Annotated in this window: 24 protein-coding genes; 14 read left to right on the top strand and 10 right to left on the bottom strand. The window is 33.2% G+C overall.

Annotated elements, in window-relative coordinates:
- Positions 1–160: 160 nt before the first annotated feature.
- The 6 genes from L3J07_00805 to pyrH all read left to right on the top strand — a co-directional run bounded on the left by L3J07_00805 (position 161) and on the right by pyrH (position 8,061).
- Positions 161–1,393, top strand: coding sequence for a Glu/Leu/Phe/Val dehydrogenase (locus L3J07_00805; GenBank protein ID MCF6276365.1), 1,233 nt, complete (start codon positions 161–163; stop codon positions 1,391–1,393).
- Positions 1,394–1,499: 106 nt separating this feature from the next.
- Positions 1,500–3,953: a leucine--tRNA ligase gene (gene leuS / locus L3J07_00810; protein MCF6276366.1), complete on the top strand. Its 2,454-nt coding sequence runs from the start codon at positions 1,500–1,502 to the stop codon at positions 3,951–3,953.
- Between the two features lie 291 nt (positions 3,954–4,244).
- Entirely contained in the window at positions 4,245–5,735 is a 1,491-nt protein-coding gene (locus tag L3J07_00815; protein ID MCF6276367.1) for a ComEC family competence protein, read from the top strand.
- Positions 5,732–6,610: an MBL fold metallo-hydrolase gene (locus tag L3J07_00820; protein MCF6276368.1), complete on the top strand. Its 879-nt coding sequence runs from the start codon at positions 5,732–5,734 to the stop codon at positions 6,608–6,610. Before L3J07_00815 ends, L3J07_00820 begins: the two co-directional genes overlap by 4 nt.
- A gap of 173 nt (positions 6,611–6,783) precedes the next feature.
- Positions 6,784–7,329, top strand: coding sequence for a disulfide bond formation protein B (locus tag L3J07_00825; protein MCF6276369.1), 546 nt, complete (start codon positions 6,784–6,786; stop codon positions 7,327–7,329).
- A 33-nt stretch (positions 7,330–7,362) separates the two neighbouring features.
- Positions 7,363–8,061, top strand: a complete 699-nt coding sequence (pyrH, locus tag L3J07_00830; protein ID MCF6276370.1) for a UMP kinase — start codon at positions 7,363–7,365, stop codon at positions 8,059–8,061.
- Positions 8,062–8,114: 53 nt separating this feature from the next.
- On the opposite strand, the gene tsaE is transcribed toward pyrH, so the two are convergent.
- Together tsaE and L3J07_00840 are read right to left on the bottom strand one after the other, a co-directional pair.
- Positions 8,115–8,555, bottom strand: a complete 441-nt coding sequence (gene tsaE, locus L3J07_00835; GenBank protein ID MCF6276371.1) for a tRNA (adenosine(37)-N6)-threonylcarbamoyltransferase complex ATPase subunit type 1 TsaE — start codon at positions 8,553–8,555, stop codon at positions 8,115–8,117.
- 1 nt (position 8,556) lies between these two features.
- Positions 8,557–9,807 (bottom strand): serine hydroxymethyltransferase, encoded by a 1,251-nt coding sequence (locus tag L3J07_00840; protein MCF6276372.1) that lies wholly within the window; start codon positions 9,805–9,807, stop codon positions 8,557–8,559.
- Between the two features lie 127 nt (positions 9,808–9,934).
- Between L3J07_00840 and L3J07_00845 the strand changes: the two genes are divergently transcribed.
- Positions 9,935–10,120: a hypothetical protein gene (locus tag L3J07_00845; GenBank protein MCF6276373.1), complete on the top strand. Its 186-nt coding sequence runs from the start codon at positions 9,935–9,937 to the stop codon at positions 10,118–10,120.
- Complete coding sequence (locus L3J07_00850; GenBank protein MCF6276374.1) at positions 10,113–11,198, top strand: ADP-ribosylglycohydrolase family protein; 1,086 nt, start codon at positions 10,113–10,115, stop codon at positions 11,196–11,198. Before L3J07_00845 ends, L3J07_00850 begins: the two co-directional genes overlap by 8 nt.
- Positions 11,199–11,233: 35 nt before the next feature.
- Here the strand turns inward: L3J07_00850 and L3J07_00855 are convergent, their stop codons facing one another.
- Positions 11,234–12,874 carry a tRNA uridine(34) 5-carboxymethylaminomethyl modification radical SAM/GNAT enzyme Elp3 gene (locus L3J07_00855; GenBank protein MCF6276375.1) on the bottom strand — a complete coding sequence of 547 codons (1,641 nt, stop codon included), beginning with the start codon at positions 12,872–12,874 and terminating at the stop codon, positions 11,234–11,236.
- A 182-nt stretch (positions 12,875–13,056) separates the two neighbouring features.
- Complete coding sequence (locus tag L3J07_00860; GenBank protein ID MCF6276376.1) at positions 13,057–13,935, bottom strand: PLP-dependent lyase/thiolase; 879 nt, start codon at positions 13,933–13,935, stop codon at positions 13,057–13,059.
- Positions 13,936–14,462: 527 nt separating this feature from the next.
- Here L3J07_00860 and L3J07_00865 point away from each other — a divergent pair.
- From L3J07_00865 to L3J07_00875, 3 genes are all read left to right on the top strand, one after another.
- The gene (locus tag L3J07_00865) at positions 14,463–14,756 is read left to right on the top strand and encodes a hypothetical protein (GenBank protein ID MCF6276377.1); all 294 of its coding nucleotides are present in this window, start codon (positions 14,463–14,465) and stop codon (positions 14,754–14,756) included.
- Positions 14,757–15,149: 393 nt separating this feature from the next.
- Positions 15,150–15,314, top strand: coding sequence for a lysine biosynthesis protein LysW (locus L3J07_00870; protein ID MCF6276378.1), 165 nt, complete (start codon positions 15,150–15,152; stop codon positions 15,312–15,314).
- 53 nt (positions 15,315–15,367) lie between these two features.
- A complete protein-coding gene (locus L3J07_00875; protein ID MCF6276379.1) occupies positions 15,368–15,943 on the top strand; it encodes a hypothetical protein in 576 nt (191 codons plus the stop codon).
- A gap of 101 nt (positions 15,944–16,044) precedes the next feature.
- On the opposite strand, the gene L3J07_00880 is transcribed toward L3J07_00875, so the two are convergent.
- Together L3J07_00880 and L3J07_00885 are read right to left on the bottom strand one after the other, a co-directional pair.
- Complete coding sequence (locus L3J07_00880) at positions 16,045–18,090, bottom strand: Mur ligase domain-containing protein (GenBank protein ID MCF6276380.1); 2,046 nt, start codon at positions 18,088–18,090, stop codon at positions 16,045–16,047.
- Positions 18,091–18,092: 2 nt separating this feature from the next.
- Positions 18,093–19,223, bottom strand: coding sequence for a phospho-N-acetylmuramoyl-pentapeptide-transferase (locus L3J07_00885; protein MCF6276381.1), 1,131 nt, complete (start codon positions 19,221–19,223; stop codon positions 18,093–18,095).
- 290 nt (positions 19,224–19,513) lie between these two features.
- Here L3J07_00885 and L3J07_00890 point away from each other — a divergent pair, with 290 nt between their 5' ends.
- Positions 19,514–19,708 (top strand): hypothetical protein, encoded by a 195-nt coding sequence (locus L3J07_00890; GenBank protein ID MCF6276382.1) that lies wholly within the window; start codon positions 19,514–19,516, stop codon positions 19,706–19,708.
- Between the two features lie 199 nt (positions 19,709–19,907).
- On the opposite strand, the gene L3J07_00895 is transcribed toward L3J07_00890, so the two are convergent.
- Both L3J07_00895 and L3J07_00900 read right to left on the bottom strand, forming a co-directional pair.
- Entirely contained in the window at positions 19,908–20,693 is a 786-nt protein-coding gene (locus L3J07_00895) for a hypothetical protein (GenBank protein ID MCF6276383.1), read from the bottom strand.
- A 5-nt stretch (positions 20,694–20,698) separates the two neighbouring features.
- A complete protein-coding gene (locus L3J07_00900; protein ID MCF6276384.1) occupies positions 20,699–21,895 on the bottom strand; it encodes an ATP-grasp domain-containing protein in 1,197 nt (398 codons plus the stop codon).
- 60 nt (positions 21,896–21,955) lie between these two features.
- Between L3J07_00900 and murB the strand changes: the two genes are divergently transcribed.
- Positions 21,956–22,906: a UDP-N-acetylmuramate dehydrogenase gene (murB, locus tag L3J07_00905; GenBank protein MCF6276385.1), complete on the top strand. Its 951-nt coding sequence runs from the start codon at positions 21,956–21,958 to the stop codon at positions 22,904–22,906.
- A 188-nt stretch (positions 22,907–23,094) separates the two neighbouring features.
- Positions 23,095–23,445 carry a ribosome-associated translation inhibitor RaiA gene (raiA, locus tag L3J07_00910; GenBank protein ID MCF6276386.1) on the top strand — a complete coding sequence of 117 codons (351 nt, stop codon included), beginning with the start codon at positions 23,095–23,097 and terminating at the stop codon, positions 23,443–23,445.
- Between the two features lie 51 nt (positions 23,446–23,496).
- Here the strand turns inward: raiA and L3J07_00915 are convergent, their stop codons facing one another.
- Together L3J07_00915 and L3J07_00920 are read right to left on the bottom strand one after the other, a co-directional pair.
- Positions 23,497–24,258 (bottom strand): hypothetical protein, encoded by a 762-nt coding sequence (locus tag L3J07_00915; GenBank protein ID MCF6276387.1) that lies wholly within the window; start codon positions 24,256–24,258, stop codon positions 23,497–23,499.
- Between the two features lie 26 nt (positions 24,259–24,284).
- On the bottom strand, positions 24,285–24,950 hold the full coding sequence (locus L3J07_00920; GenBank protein ID MCF6276388.1) for an HAD-IA family hydrolase: 666 nt from the start codon (positions 24,948–24,950) through the stop codon (positions 24,285–24,287).
- Between the last annotated feature and the right edge of the window lie 90 nt (positions 24,951–25,040).

Below are 25,040 nucleotides of genomic sequence, written 5' to 3' on the forward strand. Positions count from 1 at the left end.
CATTAGTTCCTTTTTCTGTCATCCTCAACTCGATTGGGGATCCAGAGTCTGAATCACTGTTTAATTATTAAAGTTTCTGGATTCCCGATCAAGTCGGGAATGACAATACTTAAAATGACAAAATTTTTAATTTATATTACTTATTTAACAGATAAAAACTATGAATAACCCATTCAACTCAGCAATGAAACAGTTAACAAGAGCGTCGGACGCAATGAATTTAGACAAAGATATTTTGGCAGAATTATCTTCACCAAAACGCGTGCTTACAATTTCTATTCCAGTAAAAATGGATAATGGCACTACAAAAGTTTTTGAAGGCTACAGAAGTCAATATAACAATGCTCGCGGACCTTTTAAAGGCGGAATTCGCTATCACTGGGATGTAAATATAAGTGAGGTAAAAGCACTTTCTTTTTGGATGACTCTAAAATGTGCAGTCGTTGGAATTCCTTTGGGTGGTGGAAAAGGTGGAATTATCGTAGATCCAAAAGAATTGTCCGAGCGAGAACTCGAAGAGCTTTCTCGTGGATATATTCGTGGAATTTATAAATACCTAGGCCCAACTCAAGATGTACCAGCGCCAGATGTGTATACAAATGGAAAAATAATGTCTTGGATGCTAGACGAATATGAAAAATTGACAGGAACTCATGCACCGGGAATGATAACAGGAAAACCACTTTCGCTTGGTGGTTCCAAAGGGCGTGACAGAGCAACTGCAAGAGGTGGATTTTTTGTACTACAAAAAGTTTTGGCAAAAATGAATAAAAGTTTAAGCGATACTACAGTAGCAATTCAAGGTTTTGGGAATGCTGGGCAAGTAATGGCAGATTTTCTTGCAGAGCAAAATGCAAAAATTGTGGCAGTAAGCGATTCAAAAGGTGGAATTGTAAATACAGAAGGCTTGGATATTTCAGCTGTAAAAGCTCATAAAGCTAGCACAGGAAGTGTGGTTGGTTTTGCTGGAGCAGAAGATATTTCAAACGAGGATATTTTGGAATTGAGTGTAAATGTGTTGGTGCCCGCAGCTTTGGAAGGAGTAGTTACTGCAGAAAACGCAGAGCGTATTCGCGCAAATGTAATTGTAGAATTGGCAAACGGTCCTGTGACTCCAGACGCAGATGAGATTTTACACAAAAATGGAGTTTTGTTTGTACCAGATATTTTGGCAAACGCCGGTGGTGTGACAGTGAGTTATTTTGAACAAGTTCAAAATGCAACAAATTATTATTGGGAAGAGGAAGAGGTAAACAAAAAATTGAAAAAAATAATGGACGAAGCTTTTGAATCAGTTTGGAAAGCAAAAGAAAAATACGGAGTTGATATGAGAGTCGCAGCGTTTATTGTGGGATTGGAAAGGATTTCTGAGGCGATGGGGGATAGGGGGTAATAAAAATTAAGTTTAAACAAAAAATAACCTTTTTAGGTTATTTTTTGTTTTCATTTGCATTTCCCCTCAAAATTCGCTAAAATTCAAGGGAAAATGAAATAAAAATATGGAAAAATATAATTTTAGTAAAATAGAGAAAAAGTGGCAGGAAAAATGGGAGGAAAATAAGACTTTTGAGGTAAAACTAGATGAGAGTAAAGAGAAGTTTTATGTTCTTGTGGAGTTTCCATATCCAAGTGGAGCTGGGCTTCATGTAGGGCATCCGCGTTCTTATACGGCAATGGATATAATTGCTCGCAAAAAGAGAATGGATGGAAAAAACGTGTTGTATCCAATTGGCTACGATGCTTTTGGTTTGCCAACAGAAAATTATGCTATAAAAACTGGGCGTGCGCCAAAAGAGGTGACAAAGGAAAATATAGCGAACTTTAGAAGACAGCTCAAATCTTTGGGTTTTAGTTTTGATTGGTCTCGTGAGATAGATACAACTGATCCAAAATATTACAAATGGACTCAGTGGATTTTCTTGCAATTGTTTAAAAACGGTTTGGCTTACAAAAAATCTATGCCAATAAACTGGTGCCCAAGTTGTAAAACTGGCTTGGCAAATGAAGAAGTTGTAAATGGGGCTTGTGAGCGTTGTGGTGGAGAGGTAGAAAAAAGAGATAAATCCCAGTGGATGCTAGCAATCACAAAATATGCGGATAAACTTCTGGATGGTTTGGAAAATGTGGATTATGTAGAGCGCGCAAAAACTCAACAAAGAAATTGGATTGGCAAAAGTGAGGGTGCATTAGTTAAGTTTGGTATTAAACAAAAGGGGGATTTTTCGGCTAGCGCTCAAGATGACATGCTGGAAGTTTTTACAACTCGCCCAGATACTTTGTTTGGTGCAACTTATTGTGTAGTTTCGCCAGAGCATAGTTTGGTAGAGGAATTAAAAGGTAAAATAGAGAATTTTGATGAGGTTTTAGAATATATAAAGCAGGCTGGATTGAAATCTGATTTGGAGAGGGTAGAATTACAAAAAGAAAAAACAGGAGTGGAGCTAAAAGGAATAAAAGCAGTGAACCCAGCAAATAATGAAGAGATTCCAGTTTGGGTCGCGGATTATGTTTTGGCGACTTATGGAACTGGTGCAATTATGTCTGTACCTGCTCACGATCAGAGAGATTGGGAATTTGCTGGGAAGTATGGTTTGGATATGGTAGAAGTCATTTCTGGTGGAGATATTTTGGAAGGTGCATTTTTGGGAGAAGGTGGGGTTGTAAATTCAGACTTTTTAAACGAACTGTCTTCAAAAGAATCAAAAGAAAAAATGATTGCGTGGTTAGAGGAAAAAGGATTAGGAGAAAGAAAAACAAACTTCAAACTTCGCGATTGGGTATTTTCTCGTCAGCGTTATTGGGGAGAGCCAATTCCTTTGGTTTATTGTGAAAGTTGTGCCGAGAAAGGTGATTTTCAAAATGAGGGTGAAAAGCAAAATCCAGGTTGGATTATGGATGAGAATTTACCGCTTGAATTGCCAGAAGTAGAAAAATATGAGCCAACAGACAGTGGTGAATCACCGCTTGCTAGTGTGGAAGAGTGGCTAAAAACAACTTGTCCGCGTTGTGGAGGAGAGGCTCACCGAGAAACAGACACAATGCCAAATTGGGCAGGTTCTAGCTGGTATTCTCTAAGGTATGTGGATAATAACAATGATACAGCTTTGGCATCACCAGAAGCTTTGAAATATTGGATGCCAGTGGATTGGTACAATGGGGGAATGGAGCACACAACTTTGCATTTGCTTTACTCTAGGTTTTGGAATATATTTTTGTATGATATTGGTGTGGTGCCACAAAGCGAACCTTATCAAAAAAGAACAAGTCATGGAATGATTTTGGCAGAAAATGGAGAGAAAATGAGTAAAAGCCGTGGAAACGTAGTGAATCCAGATGAAATTGTAGAAAAGTTTGGTGCAGACGCACTGCGACTTTATATTATGTTTATGGGTCCATTTGACCAAGCTGTGGTTTGGGATACAAATGGTTTGAAAGGTGTAAAAAGGTTTTTGGATAAGGTTGTAAATTTACAAGAATTTGTAAAAAAAGATGTGAAACAAAATAAAACTTTACACAAAACAATTAAAAAAGTTGGTGAAGATATAGAAGAAATGAGTTTCAATACTTCTGTTGCAAAAATGATGGAATTTGTAAATGAAATTACAAAAGTACAAGAAATATCAAAAGAAGATATGGAAAATTTTCTAAAAATCCTTTCACCATTTGCACCACATTTGGCAGAAGAACTTTGGGAAAAACTTGGGAACACAGAAAGTATCGCATACGAGCTGTGGCCAAGTTATGATGAGAATATGATAAAAGATGAAACTGTAAAAGTTGGAATTCAGATAAACGGAAAAGTTCGTGATGATATAGAAGTGCCAGCAGAAATTTCAGAAGAAGAAATAAAAGAATTGGTATTGCAAAGAGAAAAAGTACAAAAATGGCTGGAAGGCAATGAACCAAAAAAAGTAATTTATGTAAAAGGGAGATTGGTAAGTATTGTGGTTTAAAATAACTAATAATTAGTAGCTAACAAAGAACAAGAAGATTACGTTTATTTTAATTATTTATATTTTGTGAAATTGTAAGGGGATATTTCGACTCCGTTTCACTTCGCTCAACATGACGTGAATATTTGTGTCATCCTTAGCGAAGTCGAAGGATCCCCCAAATTAATTCACAAAATTTTAAATATTAACAATTCTGATGATTCTATTTCGAGAACTCTCTCTATCGCTTGGGATGACATATTTAACTTCGGTACTTGATCTGCATAATCTGCCTAATTTGCTGCCTCCGATATGCTTCAAAAAATAATAAATTCCAAAAGCAAAACGTTTCTCGCGTTTTGTTTTTGTTTTTTATTTGGGACTGCTTTTGTTTCAATTTTAGATTTTTCATTTGATTTTGTTTTCATTTATTTTGGAATTTTTGTAGTTGTTGGGTTTTTAATTATTTTTTGGAAATACAAATTTTTTAGACTTACATCACTTTGTGTTTTGGCAATTTTACTTGCATTTGGCAGGTATATTTTATTTTTTCCCAGCGAAACCAATATTTCAAATTATGCAGAAGAGAATGTTCGATTTTCTGCTATTGTAATCCAAGAGCCAGACATTCGTGTGGATAGTGTTCGCTATGTTGTAAATGTCGAAAAAGTAGATAAAAAAGTTGGAGAAGGTAGAGTTTATTTTAAATCAGAACTTTATCCTCGCTATGAATATGGAGATAAATTAGAAATATATTGTAAAATAAAAAAACCAACAAAAATAGAAGATTTTAATTTTGATAAATATCTTGCACTTAAAAAAGTTTTTGCATATTGCGGTGTTCCGCAAATTCGCAAAATAGGTGAGGATGAAGGAAATATTTTAATGAGTTCTGTGCTATCGGTAAAAAATACTTTTGCGCAAAAAATAAATCGTCTGTGGCACGAGCCAAACGCAAGTTTTGTGGCAGGATTACTTTATGGTTATCGTGGGGGTTTGGGGGAGTTGCAAGAAGATTTCAACACAACTGGCGTTACGCATATTGTCGCGATCTCTGGCTATAATATTGCAATTATTGGTGCAATTTTTATTGTAATTTTGAGCTTTCTGCGAATCCCTCGCAAAAAAGCATTTTGGATTATTATTTCTGGGATTGGTGTTTTCGTACTTTTTGCTGGAGCTAGTGCTTCCGTAGTGCGTGCAGGAATTATGGGACTTCTGGTTTTACTCGCAAAACAGCTTGGTAGAATGTCGCATCCTATAAATTTATTGCTTTTCACTGCCGTAGCAATGGTATTACACAATCCTTATGTTCTAATTTGGGATGCAGGTTTCCAACTATCTTTTGTGGCAACCGCTGGGCTTATCTACCTCACTCCAAAATTAGAAATTTTCACAGAAAAAATTCCAGAACTTTTTGGACTAAAAAAGATTTTTCTGGAAACTTCAGCTGCAATTATCGCAACACTTCCACTAGTTCTATTTCATTTTGGTAGATTTTCTATTGTCGCACTTCCTACAAATATTCTCATCCTGTGGATAATTCCATTTATAATGTTGGGTGGATTTTTGGCTGTAATTTCATCTTTTATCTTTTTTCCACTTGCCCAAATTATTTCGTGGATTACATGGATTGCACTGGAATATGTTATTCTAATTGTTAGATGGTTTGCAGATTTTTCTTTTGCATCTATAAATTTAAGTATGCCTGCAATTGTCGTAGTTTTGTTTTATATTTGTTTAATTTTCTATAAACAAATTTATGATTATTTGGAAATTAGATGGCTTAAATTTAGAATATGAAAAAGGTAATTATAATTTTAGTTTTAATTTTGGTAGTTATTTTTGCCGCATTATTTTTTTTGAAAAAAAGAGATAACTTTTCAGAATATGTACAAGCCGAGAATTTACCAGAAGTCACAGAATTGTATTTTCTTGATGTTGGACAAGGCGATGCAACTTTTATAGAATTCAAAAATGGAACTCAAGCTTTGGTAGATTGTGGAAAGTCTGCAAAAGTTTTGGAGGAGTTGGGTAGAGTTATGGATTTTCGTGACAAAAGTATAGATTACCTAATAATCACTCACCCAGACAACGATCATTATGGTGGTTGTATAGATGTGTTGGAGAGGTTTGATGTTGCAAATGTGGTTTACAATGGTCAGCATAAAAATAACGATGAGTTTTGGAATGAATTTTGGCGACGAGTAAAAAAAGAGGGTTCAAATTATCATGTCGTAAAAAGTGAGGAAAAGTGGTTTGTAGGAGATGATGTTTTGCATTTTCTTTTTCCAGACGGTAGTTTGATTCAAAATCTGTCAGATAACAACAATTCTATAGTTTTTATATTGGAAAGTGCTGGTAAAAAAGTTTTATTTACTGGTGATATGGAGCAAGAGTTAGAGATTTATCTAATAGAAAAATTTGGTGAAAAGCTAGGTGTGGATATTTTGAAAGTTGGTCATCATGGAAGTGGATCTTCTTCAATAGATAAATTTGTAGATATGGTTTTACCATATTATTCTATAATTCCTGTTGGAAAAAATAAATATGGACACCCATCTTTGCGAGTAATGCGAAGACTTGAGCGGTCTGGAAGTAGGATTTTCCGCACAGACTTACTGCATGGTGTAAAAATTTTATTGGACGAGGAATTGAGCATGGATCAGATTAAATAAACCTGTACAAATGTATCCTTTTTTGGTATATTAAATCCTAATATCATTCACGTCATATTGAGCGGAACGAAGTGGAGTCGAAATATCTCGTGTTTAGTTCATTAATTTTAGTTTTTATGATATTTTCTCGAGATCCTTCGACTTCGCTCAGGATGACGTAAATTATAATTTTTATGGATATATATAATACAGCAGTAACAGTATTATCGGTCGGAACTATTTTGGCGCAAGTTTTCATTGTGTTGGTTTTGATTTTTATTTTTGTACCACCACTTCACAAGCAGAAACAAGTAAAAAAGTTCTTGAAGTTTTTAAAAGAACGATCATTTTTACTAGCTTTTGGTGTGGCACTTTCTTCTATTGTGGGAAGTTTATTTTTTTCAGATGTAGCCTCACTTTTACCTTGTGAGCTTTGCTGGAAGCAGAGAATTTTGATGTTTCCACAATCATTATTGTTTGGTCTTGCTGTATGGAAAAAGGAGAAAGTAATTGCAGATTATAGTACTTTACTTTCTGCGATAGGAATTTTATATTCTATTTATCACTATACTTTACAGATGTTGCCTCGTGATATTACCACTTGCGATACATCTAGCTTTCTATCTAGTTGCTCAGAAAAATTAATATTTGAATTTGGGTATATTACAATTCCAATGATGACTGCTACGGCTTTCGCATTGCTATTGCTATTTATGTTGATTCATAAAAAATTAAAATAATTAATTAGAGACTTAGGTCTCTTTTTTAAAACTATGAAAAAAAATAAAGAAAAAATTATAGTATTATCACTTGGGGGTTCACTTATAATTCCACCAGAAGGGTTCAATAGAAAATTTCTAAAAGGTTTCAAAAAAATGATCTTGAGTCATATTGAAAAGAATTACAGATTTATAATTGTATGTGGCGGGGGAGCAACAAGTAGAAAATATCAAGATGCGGTGAGCGATGTCACAAAACTTATTTCAGAGGATATAGATTGGATTGGAATTCATGCAACTAGATTGAATGCACATTTTGTACGAACAATTTTTCGTAAATGGGCAAATCCAAAAGTAATAAAAAATCCAACCAAAAAGATTGAATGGAAAGAAGACATTTTGATAGCTTCTGGCTGGAAACCAGGTTGGTCTACAGATTATGATGCTGTAAAATTGGCAGAATTGTACGGAGCAGAAAAAGTTATAAACTTATCCAATATAACTTATATTTATAGCGAGGATCCAAAGAAAAATAAAGATGCTAAAAAGATAAAAGATATCACTTGGAAAAAATTTAGAAAAATTGTAGGAGACGAGTGGATTCCTGGCTCAAACCTACCTTTTGACCCAATCGCTAGCCGAGAAGCAGACAAGCTAAAATTGTCTGTAATAGTAATGAATGGAACGAAACTAAAACAAGTAGAAAAAGCAATCAAAGGCAAAAAGTTCAAAGGCTCTTTGATTCATCCATAAATATAAATTAGTTAAAACAAAAAAGAAGCAATTTAGCTTCTTTTTTGTTTTATTTATTCCTCACCCCTTATCACAATCTTCCTTCTATTTTCTTCAGCTTGTATCAAATCTATTTCAATTATATCTTTGTCGGCAATTAATTCTTGTACTTTCTCTGGCCATTCTATCAAAGTCAAAGTATCCTTTTTTCCAATATAATCTTCTGCGCCAATTTCTATCAATGCTTCCTCATCTTTCAATCTGTAAGTATCTATGTGGATAAGTTTTTTTATTCCATTTTTTTCTTTGTCCAAAGTATACACATTCATCAAAGTAAAAGTAGGACTATTTATAGTTCTTTTTATTTTTAAACCCTGCGCAATTCCTTTTACAAAAGTACTTTTCCCGGCACCCAATTCACCATTTAGCAAGATAATATCTCCGCCTTTTAATTCTTTTACTAAATTTTTTCCAACTTCTTCTGTTTCTGTTGGTGAATTGGTTATAAATTCCATATTATTTTTTTAATTCTGGATAGAGTGGAAAATGACTTGTCATTTCCTTCACATCATTTTTTATATTTTCTAGTATAGCATCATCTGTGTGATTTTCCACAGCTTTATTTATCCACACTGCTATCTGCTCCATCTCTATTTCTTTCATACCGCGTGTGGTTATTGCTGGTGTACCTAGGCGAATTCCACTTGGATCAAATGGGCTTCTTGTGTCGTCTGGAATCATATTTTTGTTCACTGTAATTCCTGCTTTGTCTAGTGCCTCTTCTGCTTCTTTTCCTGTCACATTTTTTGGCGACACATCTATGAGAAGTAGGTGATTATCTGTTCCACCAAACATAAGTTTAAAACCAAACTCAGATAATTTTTGTTCCAAAACTTTTGCATTCTTTTTTATTTGAATTGCATATTCTTTGAAGTCTGGTTGCAAAGCTTCTTTGAAAGCTACAGCTTTTCCGGCGATATTATTTTCGTGTGGACCACCTTGAAGTCCTGGAAAAACTGCCTTATTCACTCTTTTTGCAAATTCTTTTTTACACATTATCATACCACCTCTTGGTCCACGCAAAGTTTTGTGAGTTGTGGTTGTCACAACATCAAAAATAGGCACAGGATTATTCATTTGTCCACCTGCAATTAGCCCAGCAATATGTGCAATATCTGCCATTGTATAAGCTCCAACTTCGTCTGCAATCTTTTTTACCCCCTTATAATCTATTTCTCGAGAGTAAGCACTATAACCAACCAAAATTAATTTTGGTTTATGCTCCAACGCCATTTGTCTCAAATTTTCCAAATCAAGCAAACCCTCCTCATTTGTTTTGTATCTTATAAAATTGTACATTTTTGCCATTGCTGTCACAGGATGCCCGTGAGTCAGATGTCCACCATGAGACAAATCCATTCCAAGTACAGTATCTCCCATTTCTAGTAATGCAACATAAGCTGCCATATTTGCTGGTGCTCCAGAAAGTGGTTGTACATTTACATGTTCAGCTTCAAAAATTTCTTTTGCTCGGTCTATTGCGAGTTGTTCAATTACATCTATATTTTCACAACCACCATAATATCTTCGTCCAGGATAGCCCTCGGCATATTTGTTTGTAAGTACGGAACCCAAAGTTTCTAAAACTGCCATTGATACAAAATTCTCAGATGGAATCATCTCCAAACCATTTTCCTGTCTCCTAGTTTCTTTTTTTATAGATTCGTTTACTTGTGGATCAAATTTTTCTAGAGATAGTTTATTCATAAATATTCTTAAAACATTAGTATTTAAAGTTTAACAAATTTAAGCAAATTAGTACAAGTCTTGTTTTTTTATTGTAAAAATGATAATTTTAAGCTAGTTCTTTAACATTTTTTAAAAGGAGCGAGTAGTGTTTTTCTATGTTTTGTTAGTCTGTATTACAATTTTTATAATTTGGTTTTACTTTGCAATTTTGAGAGTTCAAAAAGAGGAAAGGAGGCAAGGTATGATATTGTCTAAAAAAGAGTTCAATAAAGCAATTTTAAAAGAAATTTTTCTATCTTTCACACTCAAAAAAGGAGGAGGAGATGAGTAAAAAAATCCTAAGTAATATTCAAGGTTGTTTGATGGGAATTATGATTGGTGACGCAATGGGTGCGCCATGTGAAGTAATGACTTTTCAAGAAATTGCAAAAGCTACAAACGGTGGAATAAAAGATTTTGAAGATCTCTCTGTTTTTGAAAGAAGATTGGACAAGGGTTTACGTTTTAAAGTTGGTGATACCACAGACGATTGGGCTTTTACAAAAGCACTTACAGAATCTTTAATTGTAAAAGGCGGCTATAGTCATATGGACTGTGCTCGCAGATTTGTAGAAGTTTACAAAAGTGGCGTGGTTGGAATGGGTCGTACAACCAGAGAAAGTTTGTATACTGTAAAAAAATTTTTAGATGTTCTTTCTGGTGAGGAAAAGCAGAAATATAGTAATATGGATAGAGTGGATTTGTATGGAACTTTTAGAAGGTTAATTAACAGGCAAAATTATGGAAATGGGGCTGGTGTGGCTATGAGGATTGCACCTTTAGCAATTCTTAGTTCTGTTTCTGGAGAAAATCTTGACTTATTATATGAACAACTTCGTTTAAATAGTTCTATTACCCATTTAAACAAGCAGGCATCTGATTCTGCATGTTTGGTGGGTTGTATAATACACGATATTTTTTCTGAAAGCCTTGGTGATATTTATTCTAACTATAGTTATTTAAAGTCTATTATTAGTGAAGTTGGTAATGAAATTGAAGGTTTATTGTTAAATTGGAATAAAAATAAAAGAACACTGCTTAGTGAAATGTTGTTTGTAGAAGAGAAATATAATGATTTGTTGGCTTTAAAACTTAAGTTTTGTATGGGTAGATCTGCTTTTTCTGCTTTAAGTTCGGTTGCATTTTCTGTTTCTATATTTGTTCGTAATATGAATAAATTTCGAGCAGGAATTTTGGAAGCGGTAAATGCTGGTGGAGATACAGATACCACAGCTTCTATGGTTGGCGCTATGCTTGGTGCCCAGTGCGGTTTGGAAGGAATTCCTAAAGAGTGGAGAGACTTTAATCCAGAATTCAAAGAGGCCGAAGAATTAGGTGAAAAATTGTACAACTTAGCTTTTAACAAATAAAAGCAAAACCATCTCAATTGAGATGGTTTTTTTATTTAAATTTTCCTCACCATATAAGTACCAACTTTTCGATACCCTAATTTTCTATAATATCCTCTTACTCCAACTCCAGAAATTACAGCCATTTTTTTGTAGCCTTCTTTTTTTGCAATTTTTTCTGCTTCAACCATTAATTTTTTACCAGTTCCTTTGTGTTGTGCTGCATTTTTCTTGTATTTACCAATTCCCACAAGTTGTCCGTAAGTATGAAGCTCTCGTACAAAAGCACAATTTTTTATTTCTGGGAGTAATTTATAAACTCCTATTTTTTTCGGAGTTTTTTCTGGAATTCTAAGTCTCAAAAATCCAAACAAAGCTTCGCGGTTTTTGGTTTCATAACTTATAAAGTATTCTTTCCCACCAACTGTTTCATACATTTCCACAAATAGGTGGGGAGGTTCATTTGCAAGTTCTTTGTGTCTGCCAATTTCGCGACAACGCAAACATACACATTTTTCACCTTTTTCTGCCATTTTTTCTTTTAGCATTTCTCGTAGATTTGTAGTGGAGTTTCCTGCTGTGATTTCTGTACTTGGAATATCGCGAATCAATCTAGAAATTCTACAATAAAGCGGAGTGGCAATTTTCATTTTTATCAAAGACTCAAACAAATCTTTTGGATTCTGTGGTTTATATTTTTTATTTTTGTACCATTTATAAAGCTCTGTATTTTTCAAAACTGCGCAAGGATAAATCTTTACCATATCTGGTCGCAGTGCCTCGTCTACAAACAAACTCTTGTACATCTCTACATCGTGCTGCGGGCTAGATCCAGGCAAGTCTGGCATAAAGTGTAGATCTACTTTAAAACCAGCTTGTCTTAGTAAAAACATGGCTTTTTTGAATTGCTCTACTGTGTGTCCGCGCTTTGTAAGCTCCAAAATTTTATCGTCTGGTGCTTGAAGTCCAAGCTCAATTCTAGTGCAACCTTGCCTACGCATATGGAAAATTGTTTTTGGTGTAATTGTGTCTGGGCGTGTTTCCAAAGTTAACCCAATTATTCTAAATTTTGCTTTTTCATTTTTCCTTTGTTCTTTTTCTAGTGCTTCTTGAAGTTCTTCTAAGGTTGAATCTAAACTAACCTTCTCCTTCTTAGGTTTTCCATATTCATTACACGCGCGAAAAGATTCCAAAATAAACCAATATTGATATTTTATTTGGTAAGCATTCCAAGTTCCGCCTTTAATTATAAATTCAATTTTATCTGCAATATGTCCACTTTCTGTTAAAGCTTCAATTCTTCTACGCATTTGCTCGTAAGGACTAAAGTCCAAAAGTAGAGCTCTTGCTGCTGCAGGTTCAGATGCAAGATAACTTTTTGGCATTCGCTTTTCTGTTGGGCAATATATGCATTTTCCTGGACAACTATATGGTTTTACAAGTGAGGTCACAACGGCAATTCCAGACAAACTGCGAATATCTGCTTTTCGCATAAAAAGTTCTAAATTCTTATCTTTTTTTATTTTCTTTTTTTCAACCAATTCTCTATAAACAGCAAAAAGCAACCTATTTGAAGGTTGTTTTAGTTTCATTTTTCCTGCAATTATTCTTTTGGCATCATCTACTCCAAATTTGTGTTGCGGTTTTTTTGAAATTATAAATCTTAATATTTTTTCCAATTCTTTCTTTGTGTGCATATTTGAGAAGTTCTAATTGTTATATCGTTTCGCTTGTTTTTTGCCTTGTTGTCATTCTCAGCTTGACTGGGAATCCAGAGTCTGCAAACCAGAATGTTGAATCAAATCCTGGACCCCCAATCAAGTTGAGGATGACGAATAAAATATCCTTTTTTGCTTAGTCTACCTAGTTTGTTTTCTCATCATTTTCCAGTAATCAAACAAACAATTGCCCCATTCCAACTCCAGCCAGATTCGCGAGCTTTGATAAGTCCAGCCACAGAAAGTGCGCTGTTTGGTGAAATCTCTATTTCTGTGTCTTCTACTGTTATATTTATTGCGCTTTTTATTTCATTATTTGTGACTATCCAGCCACTTCCTTTTGAGTTTTTTACAATTTCTGTAACTATATCTTTTCTGTGCGCTACATTATCCACAATTGCTCCAGCTATTGAATCCTCTACATCTATTTTATCCCATTTCATAAATTCACTAGCAATTGGATTGCAACTTTCTGTCTGTACTATATGAATTTGTGGATTTTGTTTTAAACTCTCAAAGTGCTTTCCCAAAGCTTCTGCTGTAGTTCCAGAAGAAGTTGGTACAAAAATAGCCTCCAAATTCTCTATTTCATCTAATTCTTCTGCTAAACTCTTATATCCTTCCAAAGCAGTTTCATCTGTAGATTGTCTTAAATAAGCGATATTTTCTTTTTTTCCCTCCAAAAAAGCCTGTTGTTTTGGTCTTTCTACTTGTTTTATCTCTATATTTTCGTCTGTAAGCTTATTTAAAGGTTTTAATTTGCCTTCACTTATCTTTTTACCCACAAAAACCGCTAATTTTACAGCTTTTTGAGCTGTTTTGTTGTGTTTTTTTACAAATAGCATAGCAGTTAGTCCTGCATTTCCAGAGGAGGATACTACAAATTCAGTAATGCCTGTCTTTATATAGCTTTCAATCATTTTTGGAATAGACCTACCTTTGTGAGATTTGTACTCATGCATGTCTTCTCTTTTCAAATAAAGCATTGGTACGCCGATACTACTTGCCAAATTTGGGTATGATTTTTGTGGTGTTTGCATAAATTTAAAATAAAATTCTATATTTTAACATGTTAAATATATCAGTTTTTGGCTAAAGTATCAAGTTTTTTCGTGATTTCGTCTTAAAAGACTTGACAAAACATTAAAAATGTGCTATTATATTTAAATAATATGAAAGTATTATTAAAGTTCTTTGTACAGCGGTGTGTAGTCGCAGATCCATTTGCATTAACGCAATTGGTTGGGTACGAAGAATGTGTCCTATTTATATTATATAGTGACACCGAAGAATCGGGAAGTGAATCCTCTTGGGTTCCAAGAGTTTCTGAGTATCGTTTGATGGTACTTAGGAAAATCCCGAACAACCCTGTAGAAGGGTTAGAGAACGGGTCTGATCAGCCCTCTCACTGCACAATCGACTTTTGGTTAGTGGGGTTTCCACATCGTTTTTCCAAAGCGAGCCAATTGTCACCACCCCCAGACTTTGTCTGGGGGTTTTTTTATTGACAAAAATCATTTTTTTGTGTAAAGTCTAATAAGAACCTTTCATTTTGTTGGAGGTAAAAATGAAAAAGGTAGGAGTTTTCAAAAGTTTAAGTTCTTTATTAAAAGTAAAAAGTTTTCTGAATTTTTTTGCGATTTATGTTCATTTTGCAAAAAGTATAAAAGACTCTGGTAAAAAGAAGGTATTTTTGATTGTTTATTTTGGATTGGCTATTCCAACTATTGGATATTATTACGCTTTCGCAAAAATTTTTAGTTTAACAGTTTTTATTTTTGTGTGGTTTTTTCTTTTCCCGCTTTTCTATTATTGGCTTGGGCAGGGGAATGTGCCAAAGAAGGTAAAAACCAAAAAATAGTTCACAAGACCGATTCATTTCGGTCTTTTTGTTTGAAAATTACCGTTAACAATGTTAAACTTTTAATAGTAATGTAAAGTTTTTCTCTGTCATTTCGAACTAAAGTCAGAAATCCCTTAAACGTGATATATAAGTAAAACTTTTTTTTAAATTCAAAACCCAATCCTTCTCACTTTACCTTTTGAGACCAAAAGGTAACCAAAAGTGCCGAACGGTTGATAATTTTAGGCTTAATTTATTTTTAAAACTTATTTAATTAACCGCATTCGCTATTTTAATTATCCTTTTGTATTCTCAAAAGGACCATAAGTTTTAAAAAGAAATTAGTTCAAAAATTTCAAATGTTCGGGAGGTTGGAATTTAGGACGAAAAATAATTTATTAATAAAAAAATATGCATTTAGTTTGCCCAGAATGTAAAAATGATGTGGATTTGGAAGCTCATCCAAAAGTGAAAGTTGGACAAGTTGTAGAATGTGATAAATGTGGAATTACTCTTTCTGTTCTAGGAATAGACGGAGACGAGATAAACGCAGAAGTTGTGGATGAAGGAAAATAATTGCGATAATAGACTAAGTAAAAAAGTTGTTTTATTTAATTAAAATAAAAAATATGAAATTTAAAGTAGTATTAATAGGTGTGGTATTAGTAGGTGTTCTTGTAATTTCTGGTTGTAGTTTGTTTGAGGAAAGGGATACAAAATTGGAAAACTCGTTAAACAATCAAGCAAATTTAGAAATAAATAACGTGCAGTTTGCAAATGTACCTGAGGTAGGCAAAGACATAGAGGATGAAAGAGGTTTGCATTCTCAGGTTATTCGCGACATAGATGGAATAAAGTATTCCAATAATATCTATCGTTTTTCTTTTATTGTGCCTAATAAATGGGGTAATGTAAAAGATGTGGTTTCAGAAGGTATGACTGGAACAAAGTTTGTGGAAAGTATTAGGATAATTGATGTGAATAATACTGAAAAGTTTATTGATATATATGTTGTAAAAACTGAAGATAAAAACCATGCTACTATCACAGATGCGCCAATTACGTATTTAGCAGGCGACTCAACTTACAGTTTTTATTGGTCAGGAAGTGCCGATGGTGCAGGAATGCCTGGGCTTGAGGATCAAAAGTATATGGATATATTAGTAGAATTAAATAAAGTAAAAAATACTTTTAAACTTTGGTAAAAGAATAAAAATAAAAAAGACGCTGAAATGAATTAGCGTCTTTTTTAATCTTTAAATTTGTGAATTGTTCACGAGATCCATTCGACTCCACTTCATTCCACTCAGGACGATGTAAGTTTGTCTACCAAATTTTTAATCATTCCGCGGAAGCCGTGGGAACCTAGGAAAACTATAACATTTCCAGCTTCACTATTTTTTTCTAAATATTCTAGAAGTTCAGCGTCTTGCTCTAAATATAAAACATTGTTGTGAGTTTTCTTTATAATTTCTGCCAATTCTTTTCCGTCTGCAGGTTTACTTTCTTCGCTGGCAGATTTTACTTTTGTAAGTCTTGGGATGATTACAGTATCCGCATTTTCAAAAGCATTGTCATAAAAAGGAAAAGACTGACTTTTTCTATTTCCTGTATTTGGTTCGTAAATTGCAATAACTTTTTCAGAATAAAGCTTTTTGAGTGTGGATAATACAGAAATTGCTTTTGTAGGTGAGTGGGAGATATCGTCGTAAATATCTATTTCTCCACTAAATCTTTTTTCTAATCTTCTTTTTATTCCACGGAAACTTCCCAGTGCGTTTATTATTTTTTCTGGTTCAATTCCAGTTTGGTGCGCCATAGCAAAACATCCGCAGATATTTTCTGCCATATATTCTCCAATAATTGGCAGTATTATTTTGTAAATTTCTCTATTGTGGATAATATCAAAACTTAAACCTTCTTTTGTTTGAACTATGTTTTTATAGCTATAATCGTTTTCTACAGATTCACCATATTTTATCAATTTTCCACTGTATTCTTCTAAAACTTCGGCAATATTTTTTCCATCTGTACAAGCCACAAGAAGCCCATTTTCTGGAATCATTTTTACTAAATTTTTGAAAGCATTTTTGTAATCTTTTTCTGTTGGGTAAATATCTGCATGATCCCAAGCTGAGGCTGTCAAAAGTACATGAGTGGGGGAATAAAGACTAAATTTTGGCTTTATATCCCAGCGAGCAGTTTTATATTCATCACCTTCCAAAATACTCCATTTTCCGTCTGTAATTTCTGCACTTTCCTTCATATTTGCAGAAAGCCCACCAAACATATAGCTTGGGTTCATTTCTGAATTTTTGAAAATCCAAGTCAAAAGTGTTGTGTTTGAAGTTTTTCCATAAGTTCCTGCGCAAACAAGTGAATTTTCTTTCAAAAAATATTTTGCAATTACTTCTGGATAAGACATATATGGAATTTTATTTTCCAAAACAAACTTCCATTCTGCATTTGTAGAACTTGCTACATTTCCCACAACTACCAAATCTGGATTTCCATTTGCTGCCATTTTTTCTGGATGCCAGCCTGGGTAAAATGTCACCTGCTTTTCTTTTAAGTGTGTAGAAATTGGTGGAAAAAATCCAGCATCACTTCCTGTGACAGCCCAACCTTTTTTCTTGAATGCAATTGCCAGAGCGCTCATGGCAACTCCACAAATTCCTATGAAATGTATGTGTTTTGGTTTTTTTACTAATATCTCTTTCAATTTTTCTAAATCATCACTCCAATTTTCTCCATCAAACCATTCCAAACCTTTAAATTGTAATTTGTAAATATCGGTTGGTCTTTGTGCTGAGCCCAAATAAATATATTTTGCACCAATAGTTTTGGCGTATTCAATAGCTTTTAGCATCATCCCCATTCCTGTATTTTTGTTGTCTGTATTCAAATTGTAAAAAGGATAAGAATAGTGAAATATTTCTGAATTTTCATAAGCTATACAATATCCAACAGGTTCGTTGTTTGTGGTGTATTTAAAAACTTTATTGAAATTGCTTTTTTCTGGATTTGTAAAAATTTCTTTGATTTTGTTTGCGCTAAAAACCCCTTCACCAAACTTAGTTTCGTAAAAATCTTTACCCATTTTGTGAATATTCCAATGATAATTTTCAAGTGGTAAATTTTTAAGCTCAAGATGTATTTCTTCTGTTTTTCTGAGTATTCTACGATTTTCGCTAGACAATTCAAATTTACTTAAATCAATACGAACACTACGAGTTTTGTTCATCAATCCTTTTTCTACGCGTGTAAAAACATAACCTTGGTTGTACAAAGAGTTTATGTTTTCTTCGCTAAAATCATTTATATTTTTTTCGTCCCAAGACAGGTATTTCATAATTAAAACAGCGCTATCCAAATACTAAGCATTACAAAAGCTAAGTGAATCATCCAAAAACGCATTACGGTTTTTTCTTCCTTCCAACCACGAAGTTCAAAGTGGTGGTGAATCGGTGCCATTTTGAAAATTCTTCTGCCAAGTGTATAACGACCTCCAACTTGTATGATTACACTCAATAATTCTATATAAAAAATAAATGCCAAAAATGGTAAAAGTAACATTTTGTTTATAACGATTGCGTTGATAGCCAGCAGTGCTCCAAGCCCAAGAGAGCCAACATCTCCCATTTGAAATCTAGCTGGTTTGATGTTGAAATAAGTATAAGTAATCAATGCGCCAACGGTCGTAGCGTTTAAAATTGTAATTTCTTCGTATCCAATAATCCAACTCAAAACTGTGAGTGCCATGAAAGTTGTGATAAGAGAGCCACCAGCCAAACCATCCATACCGTCTGCTACATTTACTGCGTTTGCTGTGAACATTACAAAAAGGATAATAAGAGGGATTATCCACCAGCCAATATTCAAAAATCCATCGAACGGGATGTAAATTTCTCGCCAATGCTCGCCAAGTTTAAAGTAAATCCAATATGCTGTAATTGCACCAGCTATAAATTGTAAGATTAATTTTTCGTGAACATGTACACCTTTTCCTGGGTGAGAACCAAGCCAAAGTGTAGCTCTTTTGAAAACTGTCCATGGAAAAGTGATTGCAAACCAAATTCTATGACTTATTTTTTTGTGAACACGAATTAGTTTTAAAATATGTTTTACGGTTCTGTGTTTTCTTTTTTGTCCAAAAATATTCATGATGTCGTCTAGTGCTCCCAAAGTCGCAGCCAAAAGCATGACACCAATTGGAACCCAAGTAAACTCACGCTCCCAATTGAACAGCATTGTGATTATTGCGACTGTGATAATTACGAGTAATCCACCCATCACTGGAACACCAACTTTACTTTTTCTAGCTCCCATCGCAAGTGTTGCATCGTATTCAGCTCTTCTGGTTATTTTGTATTTGTACAAAAATTTTGTAAGAAGTGGTGCCCACAAAAAAGCAATAAAGCACGAAACAAGACCGAATCCAACGGCCGTTTTAAGTAAGTCTAATGATTCTGGTGCTATAGTCATAATTGGTAAATTTTAACGCTAAGAATTTATTTAATCTTTTTTTTAGGTCAGTTTTATTATATTTTGAGCGAAAACATTATAAAAAAGTGAAAAATAGCAGTACTATATTGAACTTTTTTAGAATTTTTGTAGCAAAAATAGAGTAAAGAGGAGCTAAGAAAGAAATTTTAAATGCATTTTTACTATAGTGAAATAGTATCAAAAAGTAGTGTTTTTTACAAGTTGACCTTGATTTTTTTGTAAATATATGATAGATTGCATAGAACACTCTCAAACAAAAGGAGAAAATCATGAAAAAAAGTAAAGACATGGATGTGAGTGGTCAGGAAAAAGGTGTAAAATGGATTTGTAGGTGTACTGTTCTTTGTCTAGTAGCACTCCTTGTTTATAAAATTATTATAGGAGATACTAACGATATTCATTTTTTTTGGGAAAAGAAAAATATGTTGGAAGTATTTGCCAACCATATAAAAAACTTGCATTAATTTGCAAGTTTTATTTTTGTATAAAATTTGTTAATCAAAATAGGGGATCCTTCGACTGTCGCTTAGGATGACGTGGTAATATTACGTCATATTGAGCGAAGTGAAACGGAGTCGAAATATCCCCATGCAATATCACAAAATATAAATAATAAAATTAAACGTCAGTCCTTTATTTTTCTAACCTAAATAAGGTGATCTATTATTTTTGAAAAGCTGTCAAGCGTCTTATCCCAAACCATTTTGCATCTGTAAATCTTTGAAGGGTTTCGTTTTCTTTTCCTGTCTTTTTATTTTCAGTCCATTTTTGTTCCAAAATGGATTTTTTGGGATCAGATATTTCTATTGTGCCTTCTTTTATTCCATGACTAGGGTTTGTATCGACAGACCATTTTAGTGAGTGAGTATAGTGAATAATTGTCGGTAGATCATTTTCATAGCCAACTTTGTGTGCAATCAAAACATGATCAAAACTATTTTTTTCTCCAGCGCCGGTAAGTGCAATTAAATCTCCTGGCTCTACTTGGCTTAGCATTACCTCAAAACTATTTTTGTTGTGTACTAGATTTTTTACATTTGTATTTTCTATTGGTCTAAATTGAGCCAAAATTTTGCGCAACGGATTTTTTATCAAAGGAAATCTTAGGTGTCTTTTTAATCCACCAAGTTTGCGAGATTTTATCTCTGCGTCCAAAACATAAAAAACAAAACCAGAGCAGTCTATTCCAATATTGTTATCTACAAAAAATTGATTTAATGTTTTTTTGTCCAACTTTTTCAAATCAACTTTTTTTCGTAATGCCAATAGTTCAATCTCTTTTTTTATATCTTCCGGACTTCCTTTGCCGATCATTACTTTCAATCCGGCACGAACTTTTTTTCCTTTGTTTATGAAGTATGGGCAAGAAATTTTAAGGCCTGAAATTTCCAATTCTTTGAATCCGGCGATTACGCCGAGAGCTTTTTTCGATAGGCTTTTTGTATTCATATAATTTAGGTTGATATAATATTTTTTATTTTTTCACCAAGTTCGTTTAATTTGTTTGGTGCAGAAATTAAGGATTCATTACTTTGAATTCTTAGTAAATCGCTTTCCATTTTTTCATTTTCGTATTGAATTACAGTAAAATTTTCTGCACAAAGTTTTTTGGCTAATTCTGTTATGTTTGTTTCACTTTGTTTTCGCAATATAATTTGTGCGCCATTTTCAATTTGTTTAACTTTTGAATTTGTTTCTAAATCCAAAAGTCCAACCAAATGAGCATCAAAAGTTGTGATTTCTTCTTTTGAATGTGGAGTTTGCAGAGTTGATTCAAAAGTTGTGGAAGCTGGTTGGCGAGCATTTATTTCTATTAAATACATTTTTCCTGTTTCTTTTTCCAAAATAACATCTATTCCAAACAATCCACTCCAACCGTCTTTTTGTAGTTTTTCACCAACTTCTTTTGCAATTTTAAAAAAATCTGTTTTCTGTTCTTCGTTTAAAAATGTATTTGCAAAACCCCAATCATTTCCAATTGTTGCAAATTTTTGTTTTGTGAAAGACGCAAGCCCTGTAATTTGATAGCTGATATTTCCAAACAAAATTCCATTTTTGGTTACAGAATTATTGTTTGTAAAAAGTGAACCATCTATGTATTTTGTAATTCGAGCTTCTCTTTTTGGAAATTTTTCTTTTATTTCAATTAATTGTTTTGCAGATTCTACCAAAATAGTTCCAGATCCTGTGTGACTTCTGTTAAATTGCAGTATAAAATTTTCTTCATTCCACTTTAAATCTCCACAAAGTTCTATTTTGTGTTTTGGTAAAAATTTACTAAGATCACCAAGCCATTCCACTTGAGAAATTTTTTGTTCAACTCTATTTACCAATTCTGCTGGTGGATTCAACAAAGTCCAGTTTTTTTCTGTACAAATTCTTTCTATTTGAATTGTATTTTTGAAAACCAAAATCTGTGGATTTGAGAATTTATTTACAAACTCCACAACTTCAGGATTTTGCAAAAGCTCATAAGTATCCAAAATCTTTTCATTTTTTATTAACAAAACATTTTCTCTGTCTTCCTTTGTTTTTGTTGCAAAATTACTATCATTTGAGATAATATAGTAGTTGGTAGTATTTATATCAAAACCAAGAGCGCGCTCAATATCGCGACTCACATAAACTATTGGGTTGGTTAGTTCTATCATAATTAAAATATTGTATGATGTGTAAGTATACACTAAAATTAAACTTTTGAAAAGTATCCTATGGATTTATTTTACAACGAATTGAAGAATTTTGGAAAGGTTCGTGCAAACGAACCTATGAGTAAGCATACAACTTACAAGATTGGTGGGTCTACAAAATATTTTGTGGAAGTAGGGAAAATGCAAAATTTTGTGGATTTATTGAAATTTTTAGAAGGATCTGGGAAAGATTATTTTATTTTGGGTGGAGGAAGTAATATTTTGGTTTCAGACGAGGGATACGATGGTGTGGTGGTAAAAGTAAAAGTTTGTGAAATAAATGTGGATGGGAATTTACTGACGGCGAGTGCAGGTTGCGCCACAGTTGATGTTGCTAGAAAATCTATGGAGGTAGGATTGACTGGTTTTGAATGGGGAGTTGGAATTCCTGGGACAATTGGTGGGGCAGTCCGTGGAAATGCTGGAGCAATGGGAGGGGAAGTAAAAGATTTTGTAAAAGAAGTTGAAATTTATAAGGATGGTGAAGTAATAAAAATAACAAACAAAGAGTCTGGGTTTGGATATCGCGACAGCAGATTTAAAACAAGTAATGAGGTGGTTTTGAAAGTAGTTTTGGAATTGGAAAAAGGAGAAGCAAAAGAGGGTATGAAGCAAGCTATAAAAAATATTCAACAAAGAAATCTGTCTCAACCACAAGGTTTTTCTTCTAGTGGTTGTATTTTCAAAAATTATGAAATAAAAAATGAAGAAGAAAAAGAAGAATTGAAAAAGAAAGGGGTACTACAAGAGTTTTTGGATAAAAATTTGGTTCCAGTTGGTTGGCTGGTAGAAAGTTTGGGAATAAAAGGTTTGAAAAGTGGAAATGCGCAAATTAGTGAAAAACATTGTAACTTTATATTGAATTTGGGCGGAGCTACAGCTAGTGATATTCTAGTTTTAATTGAAAAAATAAAGGCTGGGGTGTACGATAAATATAGTATAAATATTGAAGAAGAAATAAGAATTTTGTAAAATTCTTATTTCCTTTCTGTCATTTCGAACAAAGTGAGACCTGCACGCTGGCAGTCGGGAATCCCTTAAACATTGATTCAAACACATTTTTTTAACGATAACATTAAAACTTTCTCATTTTATCTTTTGACACCAAAAGTGCCGAACGGTTGACAGTTTATGGCTTAATTTATTTTTAATTAATTTTTATGAATATAAATATAACTGCAAGAGGAATAGATTTGACTGAAACTATAAAACAATACACAACAGAAAAAATGGAAATGCTTCAGAAATATTTTGAGAATATCCAGCAAATTGATGTGGAAATAGGGAAGAAATCGAACCATCATAATAAAGGAAAGATTTTTTATTCAAAGATCAATGTATTTGTACCAAACTCAACAATAAGAATGGAAAAAGATGCCGAGAGTTTGTACAAATCAATTGATAAAGCAAAAGATCATTTGAAAGTTGAATTGGAAAAAATGAAAGAAAAACGAAGACATATTGATAGACTGGAAATTAGAGAAAGTAAAGAATATTATTTGGAAGATTAAAATAGAAAGTTAAAATAAAAAACCCACACTAACTAAAGTGTGGGTTTTGGTTTATGGCCAGATTTTGTATTTTCGAATTATTTTTTTAAGATCTTCTATTGTGTGTGTTCTACAGCTATATTGTTCTGCTTGGCCTGTTAAGCGTTGAAATTCATATACATTTTCAAAAAGATCATCTATAAATAGAATATCTTGAATACCTCTAGACTTTTCTTTAGGTGTATACATTTGTAGCGTCTGGAGGGCTATTCTATACAAGGCACTGTCTGGTTTTCTGATGCCCAATTTAAAGGATAAAATTCTATTTTGACTTGGAAATCTATCTATTAAATAGGGGAATTTTCTACTTAAGGCAGACCAGTGAAGTTCACATATATTTGAAATCATAAAAATAGGAACTTTTTTTTCTATTAAATCATCAAGAATTTCTAAAATACCTTCATTTAAGAAAAATGATGTTGTTGATATTTCAAGTAATTCTTCAGCCTCAAACTTTTCATCTTTAATTCCTAAAGCATATTTCAATGAATTCACAAAATCTTTAGTATTTAAATATCCCAATTCATAGCTATTCCATAAATTAACAGCTTTAATACACCCAAAAATCCTTTGATAAATTTGTGTAGCTGCAAGTTCATTACAATGCGGAACCATATTTTGGCAAAACACAAAATGTTCAAAATCAATAAGTACACGACCAATATCAAATGCAACTGCGCGAATTGGATAAGTCATTCTTTTCTCCTTGTGTAAGTTTTTAAAGATCAATAGAGTTATACCATTTTTAATATTTTTTGTAAATAAAAAACCCACACTAATAAAAGTATGGGTTTTAGTTTTTATAAAAGACCGATATTTCCCAATTTTGTCCACAAATGAACTATATAATGTTTTGAACAATCATATTGAATCGCAACCCCACCCATTTTTCTGAATTGTTCAACATTTTCTGTGTTGTCATCCACAAGAACTATATTTTCTATTGCAACACCTAGTTTTTTACAGGTGCTGGTAAAAATAGCAGGATCAGGTTTCATTAGTCCAACTTTGTGAGACATAAAAATATTTTCAGGAGAAAAGAACTCTCCCAAACGCGGCATAAGTTTTTGCCCGCTTTCTCTATATAAAGAAGCATTATTTGAAATAATAGCTCTTTTAACTTTTGGATTTATTTCTGCAAAAGTTTCAATTAGCTCCCAAATTTCTGGATTTTCAGAACCGCTAGAAGTTAAAGCTTGTTTTAATTCTTCATGACTTATATTTTGTCCTGAAACATTAAGCAAACTGAGAATTTCATTACAAAATTTTTCTAAATTTATCTTACCCATTTGTGATTGTCGCCAAATTTTTCTTGCTGTAGGATTTTTAAAAAAAGTTTTTACAACCTCTTCCACACTTAAACCTGTAAGTTCTGCCATGGCTTTATTTGTTTTCTGAAAAGAAGTCGCTAGTAAAACATTTCCAATATCAAAAACAATAGCATAAACTTGAGATTGCATTTCCATTTTCTACTTCTCCGTTTGTGAGTTGTCAAAGAGCATTAAATTTATATCACTTTCTATGTTCTTTGTCAATAAAAACTATAGACAAAAAAG

This window comes from Candidatus Magasanikbacteria bacterium, from assembly GCA_021648085.1.
Taxonomy (GTDB): Bacteria; Patescibacteriota; Patescibacteriia; order Magasanikbacterales; family UBA922; genus JAKITS01.

Excerpts from the sequence above, each read along its gene's own strand:
- L3J07_00880 (MCF6276380.1), bottom strand. The coding sequence starts at position 18,090 with ATGAAATACCTGTCTTGGGACGAAAAAAATATAAATGATTTTAGCGAA.
- L3J07_00855 (MCF6276375.1), bottom strand. The coding sequence starts at position 12,874 with ATGCACACAAAGAAAGAATTGGAAAAAATATTAAGATTTATAATTTCA.
- L3J07_00815 (MCF6276367.1), top strand. The coding sequence starts at position 4,245 with ATGCTTCAAAAAATAATAAATTCCAAAAGCAAAACGTTTCTCGCGTTT.
- L3J07_00885 (MCF6276381.1), bottom strand. The coding sequence starts at position 19,223 with ATGACTATAGCACCAGAATCATTAGACTTACTTAAAACGGCCGTTGGA.
- L3J07_00805 (MCF6276365.1), top strand. The coding sequence starts at position 161 with ATGAATAACCCATTCAACTCAGCAATGAAACAGTTAACAAGAGCGTCG.
- L3J07_00920 (MCF6276388.1), bottom strand. The coding sequence starts at position 24,950 with ATGGAAATGCAATCTCAAGTTTATGCTATTGTTTTTGATATTGGAAAT.
- L3J07_00870 (MCF6276378.1), top strand. The coding sequence starts at position 15,150 with ATGCATTTAGTTTGCCCAGAATGTAAAAATGATGTGGATTTGGAAGCT.
- L3J07_00825 (MCF6276369.1), top strand. The coding sequence starts at position 6,784 with ATGGATATATATAATACAGCAGTAACAGTATTATCGGTCGGAACTATT.
- L3J07_00860 (MCF6276376.1), bottom strand. The coding sequence starts at position 13,935 with ATGCAAACACCACAAAAATCATACCCAAATTTGGCAAGTAGTATCGGC.
- tsaE (MCF6276371.1), bottom strand. The coding sequence starts at position 8,555 with ATGGAATTTATAACCAATTCACCAACAGAAACAGAAGAAGTTGGAAAA.
- L3J07_00895 (MCF6276383.1), bottom strand. The coding sequence starts at position 20,693 with ATGAATACAAAAAGCCTATCGAAAAAAGCTCTCGGCGTAATCGCCGGA.
- murB (MCF6276385.1), top strand. The coding sequence starts at position 21,956 with ATGGATTTATTTTACAACGAATTGAAGAATTTTGGAAAGGTTCGTGCA.
- L3J07_00850 (MCF6276374.1), top strand. The coding sequence starts at position 10,113 with ATGAGTAAAAAAATCCTAAGTAATATTCAAGGTTGTTTGATGGGAATT.
- L3J07_00900 (MCF6276384.1), bottom strand. The coding sequence starts at position 21,895 with ATGATAGAACTAACCAACCCAATAGTTTATGTGAGTCGCGATATTGAG.
- leuS (MCF6276366.1), top strand. The coding sequence starts at position 1,500 with ATGGAAAAATATAATTTTAGTAAAATAGAGAAAAAGTGGCAGGAAAAA.
- L3J07_00820 (MCF6276368.1), top strand. The coding sequence starts at position 5,732 with ATGAAAAAGGTAATTATAATTTTAGTTTTAATTTTGGTAGTTATTTTT.
- L3J07_00865 (MCF6276377.1), top strand. The coding sequence starts at position 14,463 with ATGAAAAAGGTAGGAGTTTTCAAAAGTTTAAGTTCTTTATTAAAAGTA.
- L3J07_00840 (MCF6276372.1), bottom strand. The coding sequence starts at position 9,807 with ATGAATAAACTATCTCTAGAAAAATTTGATCCACAAGTAAACGAATCT.
- pyrH (MCF6276370.1), top strand. The coding sequence starts at position 7,363 with ATGAAAAAAAATAAAGAAAAAATTATAGTATTATCACTTGGGGGTTCA.
- L3J07_00890 (MCF6276382.1), top strand. The coding sequence starts at position 19,514 with ATGAAAAAAAGTAAAGACATGGATGTGAGTGGTCAGGAAAAAGGTGTA.
- raiA (MCF6276386.1), top strand. The coding sequence starts at position 23,095 with ATGAATATAAATATAACTGCAAGAGGAATAGATTTGACTGAAACTATA.
- L3J07_00875 (MCF6276379.1), top strand. The coding sequence starts at position 15,368 with ATGAAATTTAAAGTAGTATTAATAGGTGTGGTATTAGTAGGTGTTCTT.